Origin of the sequence: Psychroflexus longus (assembly GCF_020164595.1) — a bacterium.
GTDB classification, from domain to species: Bacteria; Bacteroidota; Bacteroidia; order Flavobacteriales; family Flavobacteriaceae; genus Psychroflexus; species Psychroflexus longus.
In genome coordinates, this window is the sequence record NZ_JAIQZE010000009.1 from 1 (window position 1) to 18837 (window position 18837).

General features: G+C 34.6%; 13 protein-coding genes. 4 read left to right on the top strand and 9 right to left on the bottom strand.

What is annotated here, in order from left to right:
* Positions 1–185 precede the first annotated feature (185 nt).
* A complete protein-coding gene (locus tag LB452_RS08980) occupies positions 186–446 on the bottom strand; it encodes a type B 50S ribosomal protein L31 (RefSeq protein WP_224461403.1) in 261 nt (86 codons plus the stop codon).
* A gap of 98 nt (positions 447–544) precedes the next feature.
* Positions 545–1543: a tetraacyldisaccharide 4'-kinase gene (gene lpxK, locus LB452_RS08985; protein WP_224461404.1), complete on the bottom strand. Its 999-nt coding sequence runs from the start codon at positions 1541–1543 to the stop codon at positions 545–547.
* Between the two features lie 46 nt (positions 1544–1589).
* On the opposite strand from lpxK, the gene LB452_RS08990 reads away from it, so the two are divergent.
* From LB452_RS08990 to msrA, 3 genes are all read left to right on the top strand, one after another.
* Positions 1590–2684, top strand: coding sequence for a Nif3-like dinuclear metal center hexameric protein (locus LB452_RS08990; RefSeq protein WP_224461405.1), 1095 nt, complete (start codon positions 1590–1592; stop codon positions 2682–2684).
* Between the two features lie 2 nt (positions 2685–2686).
* On the top strand, positions 2687–3469 hold the full coding sequence (locus tag LB452_RS08995; RefSeq protein ID WP_224461406.1) for a zinc ribbon domain-containing protein: 783 nt from the start codon (positions 2687–2689) through the stop codon (positions 3467–3469).
* Positions 3470–3622: 153 nt separating this feature from the next.
* Positions 3623–4273: a peptide-methionine (S)-S-oxide reductase MsrA gene (gene msrA, locus LB452_RS09000; RefSeq protein WP_224461407.1), complete on the top strand. Its 651-nt coding sequence runs from the start codon at positions 3623–3625 to the stop codon at positions 4271–4273.
* Between the two features lie 70 nt (positions 4274–4343).
* Here the strand turns inward: msrA and LB452_RS09005 are convergent, their stop codons facing one another.
* The 5 genes from LB452_RS09005 to LB452_RS09025 all read right to left on the bottom strand — a co-directional run bounded on the left by LB452_RS09005 (position 4344) and on the right by LB452_RS09025 (position 10488).
* Positions 4344–5177: an alpha/beta fold hydrolase gene (locus LB452_RS09005; RefSeq protein ID WP_224461408.1), complete on the bottom strand. Its 834-nt coding sequence runs from the start codon at positions 5175–5177 to the stop codon at positions 4344–4346.
* A gap of 133 nt (positions 5178–5310) precedes the next feature.
* On the bottom strand, positions 5311–7140 hold the full coding sequence (gene rpsA / locus LB452_RS09010; protein ID WP_224461409.1) for a 30S ribosomal protein S1: 1830 nt from the start codon (positions 7138–7140) through the stop codon (positions 5311–5313).
* 172 nt (positions 7141–7312) lie between these two features.
* Positions 7313–8284, bottom strand: coding sequence for a YihY/virulence factor BrkB family protein (locus tag LB452_RS09015; RefSeq protein ID WP_224461410.1), 972 nt, complete (start codon positions 8282–8284; stop codon positions 7313–7315).
* A gap of 24 nt (positions 8285–8308) precedes the next feature.
* Complete coding sequence (locus tag LB452_RS09020) at positions 8309–9295, bottom strand: acyl-CoA dehydrogenase family protein (protein ID WP_224461411.1); 987 nt, start codon at positions 9293–9295, stop codon at positions 8309–8311.
* A gap of 20 nt (positions 9296–9315) precedes the next feature.
* Complete coding sequence (locus tag LB452_RS09025) at positions 9316–10488, bottom strand: GlmU family protein (RefSeq protein WP_224461412.1); 1173 nt, start codon at positions 10486–10488, stop codon at positions 9316–9318.
* 89 nt (positions 10489–10577) lie between these two features.
* On the opposite strand from LB452_RS09025, the gene panB reads away from it, so the two are divergent.
* Positions 10578–11396 carry a 3-methyl-2-oxobutanoate hydroxymethyltransferase gene (gene panB, locus LB452_RS09030; RefSeq protein ID WP_224461413.1) on the top strand — a complete coding sequence of 273 codons (819 nt, stop codon included), beginning with the start codon at positions 10578–10580 and terminating at the stop codon, positions 11394–11396.
* Positions 11397–11495: 99 nt separating this feature from the next.
* Here panB and tamL read toward each other — a convergent pair whose 3' ends face one another.
* On the bottom strand, positions 11496–13769 hold the full coding sequence (gene tamL / locus LB452_RS09035; protein WP_224461414.1) for a translocation and assembly module lipoprotein TamL: 2274 nt from the start codon (positions 13767–13769) through the stop codon (positions 11496–11498).
* Positions 13762–18663 (bottom strand): translocation/assembly module TamB domain-containing protein, encoded by a 4902-nt coding sequence (locus tag LB452_RS13580; protein ID WP_224461415.1) that lies wholly within the window; start codon positions 18661–18663, stop codon positions 13762–13764. The genes tamL and LB452_RS13580 overlap by 8 nt, the downstream gene beginning before the upstream one ends.
* Between the last annotated feature and the right edge of the window lie 174 nt (positions 18664–18837).

Here is an 18837-nt window from a genome sequence, read left to right on the forward strand (position 1 = left end):
ATTTCTTCGACTACCTGAAGCTTAAAAGAAAGCGAATAATCTTTTTGGGTTCGCTTTACATACCCTTTATTTGTTGGTGATTCCATATACACTTGATTTTAGTGTATCGCTATATTAGGACGGGACAGTATAATCATAAAAAAAGCCTTCTCAATGGAAGGCTTTTTTTATAAATATAATTTAGCTTATTTTTCTTCTTTTTTAAATTTCTTGTATTTGTTCTTGAACTTATCAATACGTCCTGCACTATCAACGAGTTTAGTTTTACCAGTATAAAAAGGATGAGATGTTCTTGAAATCTCAAGTTTTATTAAAGGATATTCAGTTCCATCAACTTCGATGGTTTCTTTGGTTTGTGCTGTAGATTTAGTTAAAAATACATCATCGTTAGACATATCTTTGAATGCTATTAATCTATAATTCTCTGGATGTATTCCTTTTTTCATCGTAACGTCTTTACTAATTTATTTCAGGTTGCAAATTTAATCAAAAGATTATATTACACAAACAAAAAAATGAATTAATAATATAATATTTAAAAGTTTCAAGATATATGAACTTTAATAAAATCTTCCAAAAATTGGGGTTGATTCAATATTTGAGTTTCTATTGGCAAATAATATAAATTTTTTAATTCAAGCTTTGATTTCAATCGCATGAAGTCTTTTTGTGAAGTCAGGATTTTAGATTGTATTTTAAGATGCTCTAGATCGCTTTCTGAAAATTCATAATGATCGGGAAATTGAATATGTTCAAAAGTTTTACCAATTGACTTTAGATGGTTCACTAGCGGTTTAGGGTTTGCTATGCCAGTGACTAAAGTAAAATCATCGAAGTTTGCAATCTCTATACGTTCAGTCTTACTTGTCACAAGTTCAGAATAAACAATCGTAGAGAAAAACAGTTTTTGATAAGATTTTAGTTTTAAGTGTCTAAATACTTTTTTCTGTTCATCAATTGAAAGTGTGTTTGGGCATTTGGTCACGATGATGAGTTCTGCTCTTTTAGCTCCAGTTTGAAATTCCCTTAGATTTCCAGTAGGAAGAATGAAATCCTGAGTATAAAGGTCTCCGTAGGTTGTAAGAAGTATGGATAGGCTTAGTTTAACTTTTCTATGCTGAAATGCATCATCAAGCAAGATGACATCCAAATTTGAATGTGTGCTGAGTAGCTTTGATATTCCTCGCTGTCGATTCTCATCTACAGCTACGAATACTTCTGGAAAATTAGTTTTGAACTGAAGTGGCTCATCCCCTACCTCTGAAGTAGTGTGTGATAGTTCTACTTCTAAAAATCCACTGGTCACGCGCTTATAACCCCTACTTAAAGTGGCTAGGTTGTAATTTTCTTTAAGTACTTTAATTAGCAATTCTATCATTGGTGATTTTCCAGTACCACCAGTATTGAGGTTTCCCACACAGATAATGGGAGTTGAGTAAGATTTCGATTTTAAGATATCTACATTGTAGAGAAAATTCCGAACAGCCATGACACAGCCGTAAAGAACTGAAAAAGGAAAGAGTAAATATCTTAGGTATTTCATGACTGCAAAATTATAATTTTTAAATTTAGACTTTAAAACCATACAGATGATTGTAAAAGATATTATTGATATAATTGAAGAACTTGCTCCTTCTTATTATGCTGAAGATTTTGATAATACAGGATTACTTATTGGGGAACAAGATATGGAAGTGACTGGAGCACTGATAACACTTGATACATTAGAATCAGTAGTTGATGAAGCAATAAATAATAATTGCAATTTGATCATAAGCTTTCATCCCATCATTTTTTCAGGATTAAAAAAGCTGAATAATAAAACTTACGTTGAACGTGTCGTGCACAAGGCCATCAAACACGATATCGCCATCTATGCCATGCATACTGCTCTGGATAATGTGTCTACAGGCGTAAACGGAATGATTTGTGAAAAACTAGGATTGAAAAACACCTCGGTGCTTATTCCTAAACCAAAAACCATAAAGAAACTAACCACCTATGTACCAAAAGCTAATGCTGAAGCCGTGAGAAATTCACTTTTTGATGCTGGTGGCGGAAGCATTGGAAATTATGACTTTTGCAGTTTCAATATTGAAGGCACTGGTACCTTCAACGGAAATCAAAATTCCAATCCAACTATTGGAGAGCCTGGAAAGACTCAGTTTGAGGAAGAAATTCAAATCAATATGACCTTCTCCGCACATCTGCAGTCAAAAATACTAAAAGCTCTTTTCGAAAGCCATCCCTATGAAGAAGTTGCTTATGAAATTGAAACACTGGAAAATAATGATCAGGATCGCGGAATAGGAATGGTCGGAGAATTTGATAAAGCTCTTGACCATTCTGAAGCTTTATCACATATAAAAGCTGTTTTTAAAACAGGAGCTATAAGGCATTCTCAACTTAACGAAAAACCTATTAAAAGAGTTGCGGTATTGGGAGGTAGCGGCGCATTTGCCATAGAACGCGCTAAAGCTGCAAAAGCTGATATTTATATAACAGCAGATTTAAAATATCATGACTTCTATAAGGCTGAAAATGAGATTCTTTTGGTCGATATAGGACATTATGAAAGTGAGCAGTATACAAAAGAATTAATACATGCTTATCTTACGAAAAAAATCCCTAATTTTGCACTCGTTTTATCTAACATTAATACCAATCCAATTCAATACTATTGATTATGGCAAAGAAAAAAGAGGTTACAGTAGAGCAGAAATTAAGAGCTCTATACGATTTACAACTAATAGACTCACGTATTGACGAAATAAGAAATATGCGAGGTGAGCTACCTCTTGAAGTTGAAGATTTGGAAGATGAAGTTGCAGGTCTTACCAAAAGAATTGAAAAGCTTGATGCTGATCTGAAGGTAACAGAAGAGAAGATAAAGGAGAAAAAACAGTTCATAGTGGATGCAGAAGCTATGATCAAGAAGTATAAAGGTCAGCAAGACAATGTTAGAAATAACAGAGAGTTTGATGCGTTGACTAAAGAGATCGAATTCCAGGAATTGGAAATTGAATTGGCTCAAAAGCACATCAGAGAATATAGTGCGCAAATTGAGCACAAAACTGCTGTTATAGAAGAAACCAAAGAGAAACTAGCCGAAAGACAAAATCACCTTGATCACAAAAAGTCTGAACTTGACAATATCTTAAACGAAACTCAAAAAGAGGAAACTGCTCTTACTGAAAAGTCCGACAAATTCAAAAAAGATATTGAGGAGCGTTTGGTTAAGGCTTATACTAGAATTCGTAAAAATGTAAAAAATGGAATGGCCGTTGTAACTATTGAGCGTGGTGCTTCAGGTGGTTCATTTTTTACGATACCTCCACAAGTTCAAGTAGAAATCGCTGCCAGACGTAAAGTCATTATCGATGAACATAGTGGTAGAATCCTAGTAGACCAGGAACTAGCTCGAGAAGAAGAAGAAAAAATGGAGAAAATGTTTACAAAACTTTCTTAACTTCTTTTATCAACTAATATTTACTAAAAGCTCGAAGGAAACTTCGAGCTTTTTTTGTATTTAAAACATTAATATCGTAACTCAAGATGAATAAATTTAACGTCACCTTAATTGATGTCCCCCAATTTAACTCCTAATTTTACAGCAAAAAACATGAAATCATTTTTTAGTTTAATTCTACTTTTCATTTTCTTTGTAAGTTGTACTAAAGCTCAAAACTCCGCGAGTCCGAGTGAGAAGGCTTCATCAAGTTTTGATGATAAGGTTTATGAAAGAGCTTATTTTGCCAGCGGTTGTTTTTGGTGTGTAGAAACCATCTACGAAAGCGTAAAAGGTGTAGAAGAAGTCTTTTCTGGCTATTCTGGCGGTCATACAAAAAACCCAACCTACGAGTCAAGCAATACTGGTAGAACTGGTCACGCTGAAGCTGTTGAGGTTATTTATGACCCAGAGGTAGTAACTTTTGAAACTCTTGTGGATGTTTATTTCGGTTCACAAAATGTCACTCAGCAAAATGGACAAGGTCCAGATATAGGTTCTCAGTACCGTTCTATCATTTTTTATCAGAATGACGATGAGAAGAAAGTGATTGATAATAAGATAAAAGAATTATCAAAAGAATATGATAAGTCAATAGCAGCAGAAATTCAAGAATTTGATAAATTCTGGATGGCAGAAGAGTACCATCAGGACTATAAGGTCAATAATCCAAATAATCCTTATATTAGAAATGTATCGATTCCTAGATTTACCAGATTCAAAGTAAGATTCTCAGAATTATTGAAATCAAAGTCTGACAAGTAAACTGATAAGTAAAATTAAAAAAGCCACTTAAGAGTGGCTTTTTTAATTTTGTATAATATGGTCAAAAAATCTATTTCAAAAAGTCAAGTAATATAGAATTAAACTCCTCGTGATGAGTAGTCACTAAACCGTGCGGTGCATCCTTAATAACCTCTAATTTAGAATTTGATATTAATTCATTTGCCCTTTTTGCTGAAACTTCCAAAGGAACAATTTGATCTCCATTTCCATGTACAATAAGTGTTGGGATATCAATTTTTTTACAATCCTTTCTAAAATCAGTTTTTCCAAAACTGTCCACACAGTCTAAAGTTGCTTTTCTAGAACCTTGCATAGCGAGATTCCAGGTAAATTCTAGAAATGAATCTGATATTCGGTCATTTTTAAAGGTATCGTAATTATAAAAGTTTTTACCAAACTCTTTAAAAAACTGAGGCCTATCCTTTGATATGCCTTCTTTCATGCCTTCAAATACAGATGCATCTACGGCATCATTGTCTTCTGTCTTTAGCATAAATGGTGTTACAGCGGAAACGAGAACAGCTTTATCAATTAACGAAGTTCCATAGTTTCCAATAAATCTGGCTACTTCTCCTCCACCCATAGAGAATCCAATAAGAATAATATTTTCAAGTTTCAATGTCTCAATAAGATCTTTAAGATCACTTGCTAAGGTATCATAATCAAATCCATTCCAGGGCTTCGAACTTTCACCAAATCCTCTGCGATCGTAAGAAATGACTCTATAGCCATTGGCTACCAAACTATCAATTTGATATTCCCACATAGCACGATTTAAAGGCCATCCATGAATTAATATAACAGGCTGACCACTTCCATAATCATTGTAAGCTAGTTTTATGGCTTTTGATTTTTCCAGTGAAGATGTATTTAATTCGCTCATAAATGTTTTCTTTCTAAGGTAAAACAAATCATAAATGTTGAAATTGAATTAAAAAAAAATTAACCTTAAACTATATTCATAAAAAAACCCTGCTTTTTAAAGCAGGGTTTTCAAAATCTATAATAAATTAAAATTATTTATTTTCCATTTTATCCTTAAGTGCCTGCAGTTCTGCATTGGCATCTCCGAAAGTAGTTTTCTTAGATTCGTCTTCAGACTTCTTAGCAGCCTTCTTCACGATCTGAGCTTCCTCTTCTCTATGGATAGATGTATGTGAAGCAACAACACGTTTGAATTCTTTATTGAATTCAATAATGATAAATTCTGCTGCTTCGCCTTTAGTAAGTTTTGTACCATCTTCTTTTTCAAGGTAACGTTGAGGTACAAAAGCTGTAACATCTTCATTGAACTCAACAGTTGCGCCTTTATCAACTATCTCAGTGATAGATGCGGCATGTTTAGTACCCACTGCAAATTCATCAGAATATTTATCCCATGGATTTGTTTCAGTTTGCTTATGTCCTAGGCTCAATTTACGTCCTTCAACATCAAGTTCTAATACGACTACGTCAAGTTTATCTCCAACTTTACAGAATTCTGATGGATGCTTTATTTTCTTAGTCCAGGACAAATCAGAAATATAAATTAGACCATCGATTCCTTCTTCAAGTTCTACAAACACTCCAAAGTTTGTAAAGTTTCTTACTTCACCAACATGCTTAGATCCAACAGGATATTTGTTTGTAATATCAGTCCAAGGATCTGGAGTTAATTGCTTGATACCAAGAGACATTTTTCTATCTTCTCTATCAAGAGTAAGAATTTTTGCTTCTATCTTATCACCAACGTTCACAAAGTCTTGTGCAGATCTCAAGTGAGTACTCCAAGACATTTCAGAAACATGAATCAATCCTTCAACACCTTCTTCTACTTCGATGAATGCACCGTAATCTGCTATAACTGTCACTGTTCCGTTAACAACATCACCAACTTTTAGACCTTCATCTAAAGCATCCCAAGGATGTTTGTGTAATTGTTTTAAACCAAGTTGTATTCTTGTCTTGTCTTCATCGAAATCAAGAATAACAACATTCAATTTTTGGTCTAATTCTACCACTTCATTTGGATGGTTAATTCTTGACCAAGAAAGGTCAGTAATGTGAACCAATCCATCTACACCACCTAGGTCTACAAAGACTCCGTAAGAAGTAATGTTTTTCACAACACCTTCTAGCACTTGTCCTTTTTCTAGCTGACCAATGATTTCTTTTTTCTGTTCTTCGATATCCGCTTCGATAAGCGCTTTGTGAGAAACAACAACATTTTTGAATTCGTGGTTGATTTTAACAACTTTAAATTCCATGTTTTTTCCTACGTAAGCGTCATAATCACGAATAGGCTTCACATCGATTTGAGAACCTGGCAAGAAAGCTTCGATGCCAAAAACATCTACAATCATTCCACCTTTTGTTCTACATTTTACAGAACCGTTTACGATTGTTCCGTCCTCTTGCGCCTTATTAACACGCTCCCAAGCACGAATAACTCTCGCTTTTCTATGTGAAAGAATAAGTTGACCTTCAGCATCTTCTTTAATGTCGATAAGAACATCTACCTTATCTCCTATTTTTAGATCTGGATTGTAACGAAATTCATTTAATGAGATTACACCTTCACTTTTCGCATTAATGTCGATAATCGCATCTTGATCTGTAAGGTGAACTACTGTTCCGTCTACAACTTCATTATGAAGAGTATCTACGAAATTTTCCTCAACTAATTTTTCGAATTGCTCTAACTGTGCATCATCAACTTCATCAATACCTTCTTCGTACTTGTGCCAGTTGAAATCTTCTAGAAATTGTTTTGGATTTTCTTGTTGTTCAGAAGGGGCAACTTTGGGAGTTGATTCTTCAGAACTTGCAACTGATTGTTGCTCTTTAGTTGTTTTGTCTTCAGCCATATGCTGATTTAAAATTTGTATTCTGTTCGTCCAAGAAACTTAAGCAAAACTCGCAGAAGAGATTAAATTATTTAAAATCAACCTTTTAAACGTTTCTTGTGTTGCATTCAAAAGGATTGCAAAAATACAACTATTTATTGAAAATCAAAACCTAAGTTAAAAATTTTAGAGACTATTCCTCAACCTCTACTTCTTCTACTCTCACAGCTTCTTTTTTAGGCTTTACCCCACCACCAATATTTCGGGCTATATAGTAGGTCACCTGTGCACCAAATAAGAAGATAACCACAGAATAGTAGATCCAAATTAACAGTATAACAAGAGAACCTGCAGCTCCATAAGTAGAACTCAAATCGTTAGTCCCCATATATAGACCAATAAGGAATTTACCGACAATAAAAAGCAAAGCTGTAACCATTGCTCCAGCCCAGGTGTCTTTCCATCGCACTTTTGCATCTGGTAGGATTTTGTACATCAAAGCAAAAATTACAATGAGGATTAATTGTGAGATTATGATTTGAGCTATAGATATCAATTCTAAATTGATATCAGGCAGCAAATTGTCCAATTTACCAAAAGAATAGGATACAATAGCATCCAGGATTAAAGAAACGATAAGAATAAAACCAATAACCAACACAATGGAAAAACTTAAGAGCCTGTCAAAAGCTAGTTTAACGTAACCTCTGTTGGGGATAGGTTTGATGTGCCAAATATGATTAATACCTCTTTGCAAGCTCACAAAAACGGTAGTTGCAGAAAAAATAAGAATTGAAATACCAATGGTAGCAGAGATAGCGCTGTCAGCATTGAAGGCAAAGTTTTCCAGAATACTTTCTAAAGTTTGTCGCGATTCATCTCCGGCTAGACTCGTAATTTGACTAAAAAGCTCTTCTCTTATTTCAGATCTTTCATAGAGACTAGCTCCTAGATTCAAAATTATAATCAATAAAGCAGGAAGACTGAAAATGGTATAAAATGCGGTTCCAGCAGCAAAACTCATGGAATCGTTGGAAGTGAAATCTTTGATGGAATCTACCAATATTTTCACATACTTTAATTCTAAAACTTTTTTTATCCTTCTTTTTATTTCTGAAAACATGCTTGCAAAAGTAAAGATGAACATTGCAACTTCAGCTAACATTTATAAAATTTATTAATAATAAGATTATCCAGGTTTTATGAAGTAATGCTGAAATGCTGTCAACACATCGCGATAAGCCCAATGTGAAAGTTTATTTTCTTCTATCAACGTTACTCCTCCATTTTTAAATAAGACTTGAATTTCATCAAAGATCAACAGATGTGCTTTGCTAAGCTTATTTTTTAGATCAGTTTTAATATTATTAGTGAGCTTGCCCTCGTTTGAATGTTCTTCAATCTTTTCAGCGAAGTGATCTCGAAGCAGAATGGCTCTCGCTATTTTTTTCTGAAGTAAATCCGTAGCTGTATCAAAATTTTTATCAAAAATCTGATCTGACTTTAACGAATTCAAAAAACTTAGTGCAATGCCAATAAAACAGGAGGACATACAAACGCGTGCAAATTCTTCAAACGGGATGTGGAGCACTTTATAGTCTGAATTATTTTTTATTGTATTCATTTGAAATCCAAAATCTTTCGGAATCTCAACATCTGTCAAGTGGATTGTTAAAGATGAAGAGCTTTTTAATCCTAATATTTCCCACTTTTCTTCAGCAAATTTTACTGAATCTCCAGGAACAACGAAAGACATTACTTCCCCAGTATCCTCATTTTTTGCATTCAGACTAAAGTAATTCGCATGCGCTGCTCCTGAGCATTTACTCCATTTACCATTTAATATCACCTTAGTATCTTTAGTTCTGAAAGTTCCACTAACTGCACCGCTTCCAGCAATAACTGTTTCTGAAGGATAAAATATTTTTTTAGCTATTTCAGGTTCAAAAAACCCTGAAAACCAGTTGGCTCCCCCTCCAAGATTCAACACCCATCCCAATCCACCAAAATGGGTTGCAGCTTCAGTGATGTGATGACTCGCTGTTTTTAATTCAAGCTCTAAGCCGCCAAATTCTTTGGGCACAAATGATTTGAACCAATTTCGTTTGAAAAGCTCCTCCAATAAATCATTTGAAATTTGGGGCTTCTTATAATCTTCAATGCGAATTTCCCTCATAAAATCAATCTCAATAATCTTTAATCTCGGCGATAACTTGACGTCTTTTCAAATATCTCTTCCAAAATAGATTTATCTTCTTGAGTCAAACTCAGGCCTCGGCGTTTTATCACGAGCTCTGCGACCTCAAACACTTTATTCAATTTGTAAGTGATCACACCTTGACTTCCTCCCCAACTAAAACTCGGTACAAAATTACGCGGAAATCCAGACCCAAAAATATTGGCGCTCACTCCAACGATAGTGCCTGTGTTAAACATCATGTTAATACTGCATTTGGAATGATCTCCCATAATTAAACCACAAAACTGAAGCCCTGTGTCTTTAAACCTTCCAGAATCATAATCCCAAAGTTTCACATTCGCATAGTTATTTTTGAGATTGGAGGTGTTCGTATCTGCTCCAATATTACACCACTCTCCGATTACAGAATTCCCTAAAAAGCCGTCATGTCCTTTGTTGGAATAACCTAAAATCATAGAGTTACTTAGTTCTCCACCAACTTTGGAATGTGGACCAATTGTCGTTCCTGTATAAATTTTAGCACCCATCTTTACTGTTGAATACTCGCAAAGCGCAAAAGGTCCTCTTATGGCTGAATTTTCCATCACCTCGGCTTCTTTACCTATATAAATAGGACCATCAGTAGCATTGAGTGTTCCATTATACAGTTTGGCTCCTTCTTCTATAAAGATTAAATCGGGGTTGAAACAAGTTACCGTTTCAGGAACAGGCTGAGAAGTTCTTCCACTAGTAAGTAACTTAAAGTCATCCTCAATCGCCTTATGATTTTTTGAAAATAAATCGGCCACATGTTCTATGCAATCCAGTTCTATATTTAGTTCAGAGTCTATGAGTGTTTGTAAATCAAGACTTTCGTTTTTAGATAATCGATAAGCCAAAACAATTTCGCCATGCATCAGAACTTCATCATTAGTTAAATTTTTCACCTGTTCAAAAAATTCTTCAGAAGCTAAATATCTGGCATTGATGTAAAGATTGTCTCCTTCAACCTGTTCAGGATATTTTTTTGTGAGATAAGATTCAGTTTTGTAAGAAACAGCAGCTTTGGAAATATGCTCCCATTTTTCTTTTAGTGTTAAAATCCCTAATCGTAGCTCTGCAATAGGTCTAGTAAAGGTTAAGGGAAGAAACTGTGAGCGTAAATGGTCGTCAAATAGAATAATATTCATGGCAAAGCTGGTTTTAGTTTCGGGTTATGAAATCGTTTGAGCGTGAACTTAAAATTAAGTAATTTAGCAATTCAAATAAAACTAAAATTATGTCTGTAGCCAAGAAGCAATACAAAAGAATTACGGTTAAGTCTCTTATCGAGATGAAAGCAAATTCTGAAAAAATATCTATGCTGACTTCCTACGATTTTACCATGGCTCAAATTGTTGACCATGCTGGAATAGATGTGATTTTGGTTGGGGATTCTGCATCCAACGTCATGGCTGGTCATGAAACTACACTTCCCATTACTCTTGATCAAATGATTTATCATGCTTCCGGGGTGATACGTGCAGTCAAAAGAGCTTTGGTTGTGGTTGACTTACCTTTTGGAAGTTACCAAAGCGATCCAAAAGAAGCTTTACGGTCTTCGATCCGCATCATGAAAGAAAGTGGAGCTCATGCCGTAAAGCTTGAGGGAGGAAGCGAAATAAAAGATTCTATCAAACGTATTTTAAAGGCTGGAGTCCCTGTAATGGGTCATCTTGGATTAACGCCACAATCCATCTACAAGTTTGGAACTTATACGGTGAGAGCTAAAGAAGAATATGAAGCAAAAAAACTTAAAGAAGATGCACTCATGTTAGAACGTATTGGGTGTTTTGCGATTGTTCTTGAAAAAGTTCCAGCTAAACTTGCAGAGGAAGTGGCAAAAAGCGTTCAGGTTCCTGTAATTGGTATTGGTGCCGGTGCCGGAGTTGATGGCCAAGTGCTTGTGCTTCACGATATGTTGGGAATGAACAAAGAATTTAGCCCTAAATTCTTAAGACGTTATGCTGATTTAGAATCGGTTATGACAAAGGCGATCCAACATTATAACGAAGATGTAAAAGCTCAAAAATTCCCCAACGAAGAGGAGCAGTATTAGACTCGACTTCTTAAATTATTCGCAGATTCAAACCTAACTAATGTCTTAATACGTTAGGTCCACCTTAATAAATTAATCGAGTAAATTCAGAATTAAATTTTAAAAAGGATAACCGATAGCAAAATTGAGTACTGGGTTTGCAGAATCAAAATTCCATGAAGTTGTTGGTTCTTTGATAGGCGTAGCTAAATCTAGCCTAATGACAAATCCTTGAATATCTAGACGCAAACCAAAACCTACTCCAGCCCCAAGTTCATTTAAGAAATTTGAAGAAAATTTACCACCTGGTGTCGCTTCGTTTTCATTGACAAGCCAGACATTTCCTGCGTCTGCAAAAAATGCTCCATTCAAATATTCTGAAATAGGAAATCTGTATTCTAAATTCGCTTCCAGTTTGATATCTCCGGATTGATCAAAAAACGAATTGCTATTATCTTCTGGAGAAAAAGTTCCTGGACCTAATGAACGTATTCTAAAGGCACGTACACTATAGGGCCCACCTGAGAAAAATTGCTTTATGAAAGGCAAAGATTCGGTCGTTCCCATTGGCTGACCCATGCCTGCAAAAATTCTTCCTATGAGCTTTTGTCTTTTTTCATCTAATTTTAGGTGATAGCGTAAATCCAAATCAGCCTTAAAATAATGAGCATATTCAAGTCCTATGAATTCATTTTGTCCAGCATCGTTCTGTGAACCCAATAAATTCAAACCATTACCAGCCATATCGTAATTAAGCCCAAAATAAAAACCCTGGCTTGTCGACTGGTCTTTAATTTCGTTGTATGTAAAATTATAAGTGAGACCAGCTATAAATTGCTGCTCAAAGCTTCGTCTTAAAAAAGGATTGTTATCTAGAATTTGATCAAAATCTTCTGAAGTATTACCCAAATTAACATATTCTAAGTTGATTGGTTTCAATTGATGAGTGACATAGCTGTTACCTTCCCACAGGTAACCAAAGGATGATGAAATAGAATTTAAAGTGTAAAGTTGGGTTCTGCTTAAATAGTCAAGACCAAGGCTTACTTTAGTTTTGGGAATCGCATACGCAAAGTTTTCATTAAGATCTATAGGAAAAATCAATCTTGGTAACAAAATCGAAGCATTCAATCCTACCTGGATACTACTCAGTCCCTGGTCTCCAGTTTTTCCAAAAAATTGTTGCTCATAACCTCCACTAAGAGAAAGTCTAAACAATTCTCCTCCTTTAAATAAATTCCTGTTGGAATAAACAACACTCAAATTTGGACCAGCAAAATTATTAGATTTAGTTACGCCTTGAAGCTCCAGCCTTAAGGAACGTTTGTTCATAGGAGACAAGAAAATATCTGCCTTGAGATGTCTTTTACCACCGGTATTAGTAAGCGTGTCGACTTCCTGATAATCGATATTTACAAACTTATAGGTGTTTAGGGATGATAAACGTCTACTTGTATATCTGGATAGTTTAGGATTATAAGTTTCTCCTGGTTCGATAAGAACATAAGGCTTTAAGTATTTTGGCTTAATAAATTCTGCATTTTGTACAAAGTTAAAACCCTGGTAATTGATTGTATCTTTAGTCTCCTGTTTATTGGCTAAAGTTCTGTTAGGATGAATATTAACCTCATCAATAACGTAAGGAACCAGAGACTTTTCTGGCACCTGAGTTTTCAATCTCAAATATAAATTGAATCGCCTGTCATCATAAGCATTTGTATCTGCTTCAAAAATTAAAAAATCTGAATTGAAGTTGTAGTAACCTCGATCCTTCAGATAATTATCGATTCGCTCACGTTCAGAAATGAGTTCATCAAAATTGAAAAGACTTTTTTCTTTAATTTCAGTAAATTCTAAAGAAGACTGAATATCCTTAAAAATCTGGAGAGGGTCTTCAAAAGTTTTATTGAGCTTGTAAGATTCAAGGCTATAAGGTTCTGGTAAATTAATTGAGTATTTCACGGATGTTGAGACATCAGCCGAGTCAATTTCTACTATGGAAGATATACTACCACCAAAGTAACCGTTATTCTGTAGTCTGTTTTTTAGAATTTTTTCCGCCTCTGAGACGCTGATGTCTTGAAAATAATAGGGATCTTCTCCAATTTGCTTATTCAAGAATTTATTGATGAAACCTGGCTTTTCTCTACTTGCTTTGTAATTGAAGAATAAACCTGGTCGCATTCCAAGAAACTTGGTATTCGTGTTTCTTGAAATTGCAGAATTAAGTTTGGACTTCAATTTATCATTATTTTTCCCCTTTTTGTTTTCAAATTTAATTACTGACCCGTTGTACAAGGTTTTACCTTCTGGAATGTACTCTTGAATACTACAAGAAGACAACACAAAAAATGCAATACTTGCAAACAAAAAGTATTTAAAAAAGCTACTCATCCTTATTGGTTTCAGTTTCCTGTTCTTTGTTTTGTTCTGATTTTGATTTGGTATCAATTTCTTCTTCTTTTAAAGATTCTCTGTAAGCTTTATCCCAAAGTACTTTGAATTTATTGAATTCCCGGGTAAAAATAAGTGCAATACCGCTAACGAAAACCTGCCCATCGATGACATTCTCATATTCACTTTTTCTAAAACCTCGCAATTTCCATCTTCCATCTTCTGTAAGTAAGTATTCTACACTTACATTCCCTACAAGTGCCTGGCTTTCTCCTGCTCGCTGCTCACCCTGCACATTCATTGAGCTTCCTGCTTCAACAACAAGTCTATCGTCCATCAATTTCTTTTGTGCTGTTACATCTACATCAGTTCTATTTTGAGAAGTATCTCCTTGATAGTCTGTATAACTATTTACATCAAAATTGAGTGAGATACCCGTATTCCCAGTCAGTTTATCTGAAAATGTATTCAATTGATCCGATAAGGCCTGGTTGATGTTGTCTCTTGCCATTGTCGCTGGTCCACCCTGGCTTCCGTCGCTTCCAGATTCAGGATAAAAGCGGTTCAATACCAGCAATGAAAACACTTGTTTGTTTAACTGATCATCTTGCTGATTAACCTGAGAAATTTTTGAATTAACGGACCCATTTATAGCGCCTTGTCTATCTTCTGGCATATCTAGCTGAAAATTGAGTTCTGGTGACATCAACTGTCCTTCAACCCCTAGATAAACTAAAAATGGTAACTGTTGTTTATATCTATTTTGTGTAATGGAATTTTCTCCAGCTGTTTGAGAAGCCATTAAAGAACTTGCAGATGTTTCTACTTTATAGATAGCTCTCAAATCCAATTCTGCGTTATATGGATCTCCACTCCATGTCACCGAACTTGTTGGAGCAATATCAAACTTGCGCTTTACAATATTGTAAAGATTCAATTCAACGCTACCATTTGAAACTTCATACTTACCAGCAAGATTCATTTTACCAGTTCTTGAAATCGAAAACTTAAAGTCTCCGCCTCCTTGTATGCTTACATTATCGTTGGTCCTTTTGTTCAAGATAACTTTTACTCTAGATTTATCTTGAATGGTAATATTACTATTTAAGTCGATTCCTGTCAAGATTGCTTCAAAGTCTTCTTCGTCTTTTTGAGTGAGAATGTCGTCTGGGTTTTGCTTATTTACAAACACTACGACCCCGTCTCTTTCTTTAATGCTAGCTTGAGATTCTGGAATTATGTAAGTAAGGTTTGTTGCATTTTTTATGGATAGGTCAAGATTTACCTTCGGAAAATCTAGGTCTCCTTTTAATTTTGCTGAAGCATCAAAAACCAACTTGCCAAAATATAAATCGTTATTTTCTGCTGTTGTATTTAATAATTGAAAATCTTTTGCATCAAAAGCCAAATTAAATTTAGGATTAGTTAGTTCTTGAGTAGAGATGGACCCATTAACAGATAGCTGATTTCCATCATCATCTACAACTGAAAATTCATTTAAACTGATTTTATCCTTAGAAAATTCGATTCGTTCATCTTTCAGATTGTAAAGCGTGTTCAGTAATTTTAAATTGAATTGAACATCGTTAAAGGTCAAATCACCTTTGTAACCTAAATCATCCAAAGGTCCATTGATTTCAAAATTACCTTTTAAATATCCATTAGTTTTTTTGATGAAATCTTGAGCAAAACTTTCTATGGTTTCCATTTCAAGTTTATTCAACCCTATGGTGAAATCGATGCTGGTTTCTGTTGAGCTTGCATGATAATTACCCCTTACATCAAGGTCAATCCCCGCATCTTTCAAGCTAAATTTTAAGTCATAATCCTCATCGGATTTTGCTTCTGCTATTAATGATAAGTTTCCTAAAGGAACCTCTGTGACTCGTAAATCTTCAATATTGAGATTGGAAACCAATCCATTAGAAACAAATGGTTCTATCAAAACTAAATTACCACTCAATTTCCCTCCAGCCAGTTTTTCATCTGGATTAAAATAACTCGTGAAATTAGAAAGTTTGAAATTATCGATAACTATTCCCAGGTGTCTTTTTTCAAAATCTAACTTGTCTGTTAACTCAATGGTTTGAGAGTTTCTATTCAATTTAAAATTAGTAACATCAATTCTCTCGTTTTGGTATACGATCTCATTATTATCTGGTATTGACCACTCAGAAGCGTTCAATATCAATTGATCCGGAGAAACAGAGACTCTGTAGAGGCCATTTTCCTCAAATTTTACTGTAATCAAAGAGCTAAAAAAGCCCTTTTCATCCTTGGAAGCATCCAAATTCAAACTCAATAAATCATTTTCAAACTTACCTTGCAACAGGGTTTCAGCTACATCCAAAGGGCCAGCAGAAATATTCTCGAACCCAAAGCTAAAATTCGCAGAATTTCCGTTGGACTCCAGATCGAGTGCTAAACCCAAAATCTCATTGTCCTGATAGTTTAGATAAGGAAGCTTAAGGCTTGAGGCAAGTTTATTTTTTTCTCCTTCAAACTGGACAAAAGCTTTAAGTGTATCCATTTGTCGGATCCCATCTACAAATACGTCAGACAAAATTGGAGAATTAACAAAATCTAGTTTTAAATCCAGGTTAACCTTAGAGTTCGAAATTTTACTCTGAATTATGTCTTTAGAATAAGTTTTAAAATGATTTTGTATAGCATTGGAAATCCCTTGAATATTTGAATTTGATGCCAAATTAGCATTCAAAAACTTACTTGAAATTTCTGCAATGGTTTGAGTCGAATCTACCTTAGAAAAGAAATCAAAACCACCTAAATAATAAGGACGATCATCATAAACCACCAAGCCGTCATTTAACTGAGCATCGAGTTTAAATTTCTCGAGATTTCCTTCAAATTGAATTTTAGCAAACACTTTTGCTCTCAAGTCTTTGGAGGAAAGTCCAAGTGCCTGTGTGTTTACACCTTCTAAATTAAAGTTCAGATCAACTTTATTTGAAATAGAATCCAATTCTAAAGCTGATGCAAAATCAAATTGAAGATTATCGTCACTATAATCAAATTCTACATCTCCTTTACCATCTTCTAAATCACCTTGTATTTTAAGGCCAGAAAACACATAGTCGTCCAATCTTATACTATCAATTTTGGAAGATAGCTGAGCAGTAAGATCATAAATAGACTTACCATTTCCTTTAGAAGAAAGTTGCATACTCAGTTCTCCAAGATTTTCATTTTTGAAGATCTCCCTAAGTTTTATGGATTTTAAATCCGCATTTAAGTCATAATTAAAAGTAGTGGTTGAATTGAGATATCCCTCTAATTCAATAGCCCCAAATGAACTTTCAAGCTTGCTTTTCGTTGAAAAGTCGTTCCCTTCTTTTTTAAAATTACCGGAAAGGACCACTTTTTCCGGAAATGAAACTCCTAGACCTTCAGCAGAAACAAATCTAGATAGATCTTTACGGTTCGATTTTGCTTTAAAACTTTTCAAATCAAAACCTAAAGCCTGAACTTCATTAAGGTTACTAAGGCTTCCTTTGAATTCAATTTTAGTATTCTTTCCCCAACCAAGGCTGAATTCTGGAACATTGAGTTTTTCAAGGTCACCTTCAGCCTTAAATTTTCCTTTAAAGGAATATAGTGCAAGGTTTTGAATTTGTTTATTTTTCTTTAACTCAGGAGAAAAAACATAAGCATCTTTTACATCAACTTTTATGCTGCTAACATCCAAAGTTATAAGTGACTTTTCAGTTGAGTTAATCAAATAATCAAGATCGGTATAGTTCAATTTCAGGTTAGCATTGAGCGAACTATTATTCAATTTGAATCTCAGATTTTGTAAAATAGTTTCTTCTGAATTTAATCGCGCATCCACTTTAAACTCCTGCAAGTAAAGTCCACTCTTTTCCTCAAATCGTAGGTCGTTGAGATCAAATCTCAAGCTTTCGTCTTTGGAAACTTCTAAATTATTCAGCTTAAAGTAGAATGAATTGAATGCAAGCGCCTCTGAAGAAAACGTATTTTTTTCTGGTCTTTTCCCATTTTGGGAGAATTCAATGTTTTGGTTTTTAACATCAAGTTTGTTTACATAAACAGTCCACTCCGGCCAGGAAAACGACTGTGGTTCTGTAGATTCTTTAGGGTCTTCACTTGTATTCTGAGTAGAATCCATCTCTAACTTCATACGGCTATCTTTCCAGACCAACTGATCTAAATTCAAAACTTGACTATCCAGATTCAAGTCCAGTTCAGACAGAGTGAAATCGTTGAAATATGTTTCAGATGTTATACTTTGAGGTTGAGAATTATAATTTATTTCAACCTCACTTATGCTCAAATTATCCACTAGAATCCACGGTAACTTCGATGTTTCTTGATCCTCTGAAGGTGGTACTTCTTTATTTTGGTTAAACACCAAAGAAGTGTTTTTCAAATTAACTTCAGATAAATGAAATTTCATATTTTGAAAATTAATCTCTTCACTCTTTACTTCTAAATTGCCTAAAACAAGTTGAGTATCAATTCCTGTCACCTCGTCTTTGTAGGACAAATCAAATTCTAAAAATGAAATACGACCGATTGATATTTGAGGTGAATCCGTTTGCTTTTCTTCTGCATTGGCTCCCTCTGTATTTTCTTCAGGCGTAGCGAATGCGTCAATTATATATTGATAATTGAAACCCTCGACGGTATCTTTTCGTTGGACGTTAGCTTTTAATCCACGCCAGTCTACCAAGTCTATTTTAATTTTATTACCAAAAAGAAGAGGTCGAAAAGGCACATTCGCTTCTAAATATTTTGAATACACCAAAGTATCTTGTGAAGTGTCTTCCAGATAAAGATCTTCTAAGGTCAAATTACCTGAAAAAGTTAGATAAAGCTTTCCAATAGTAAATTCAGTGTCGATCTTTTCACTCACATAATCAGTTACTTTTCCTATAATGATATTTTGTCCCCAAGGGCTTCTTACAAATAAGATAAGTAGAATAAAAAGGATAAAAACTATAAGAAGGAATCTAAGAGTAAATCGAAGAATTTTCCTGAAAGTAGATCGAGATGTGGGTTGCTTGTTTGTCACTAAATTAAATAAAGG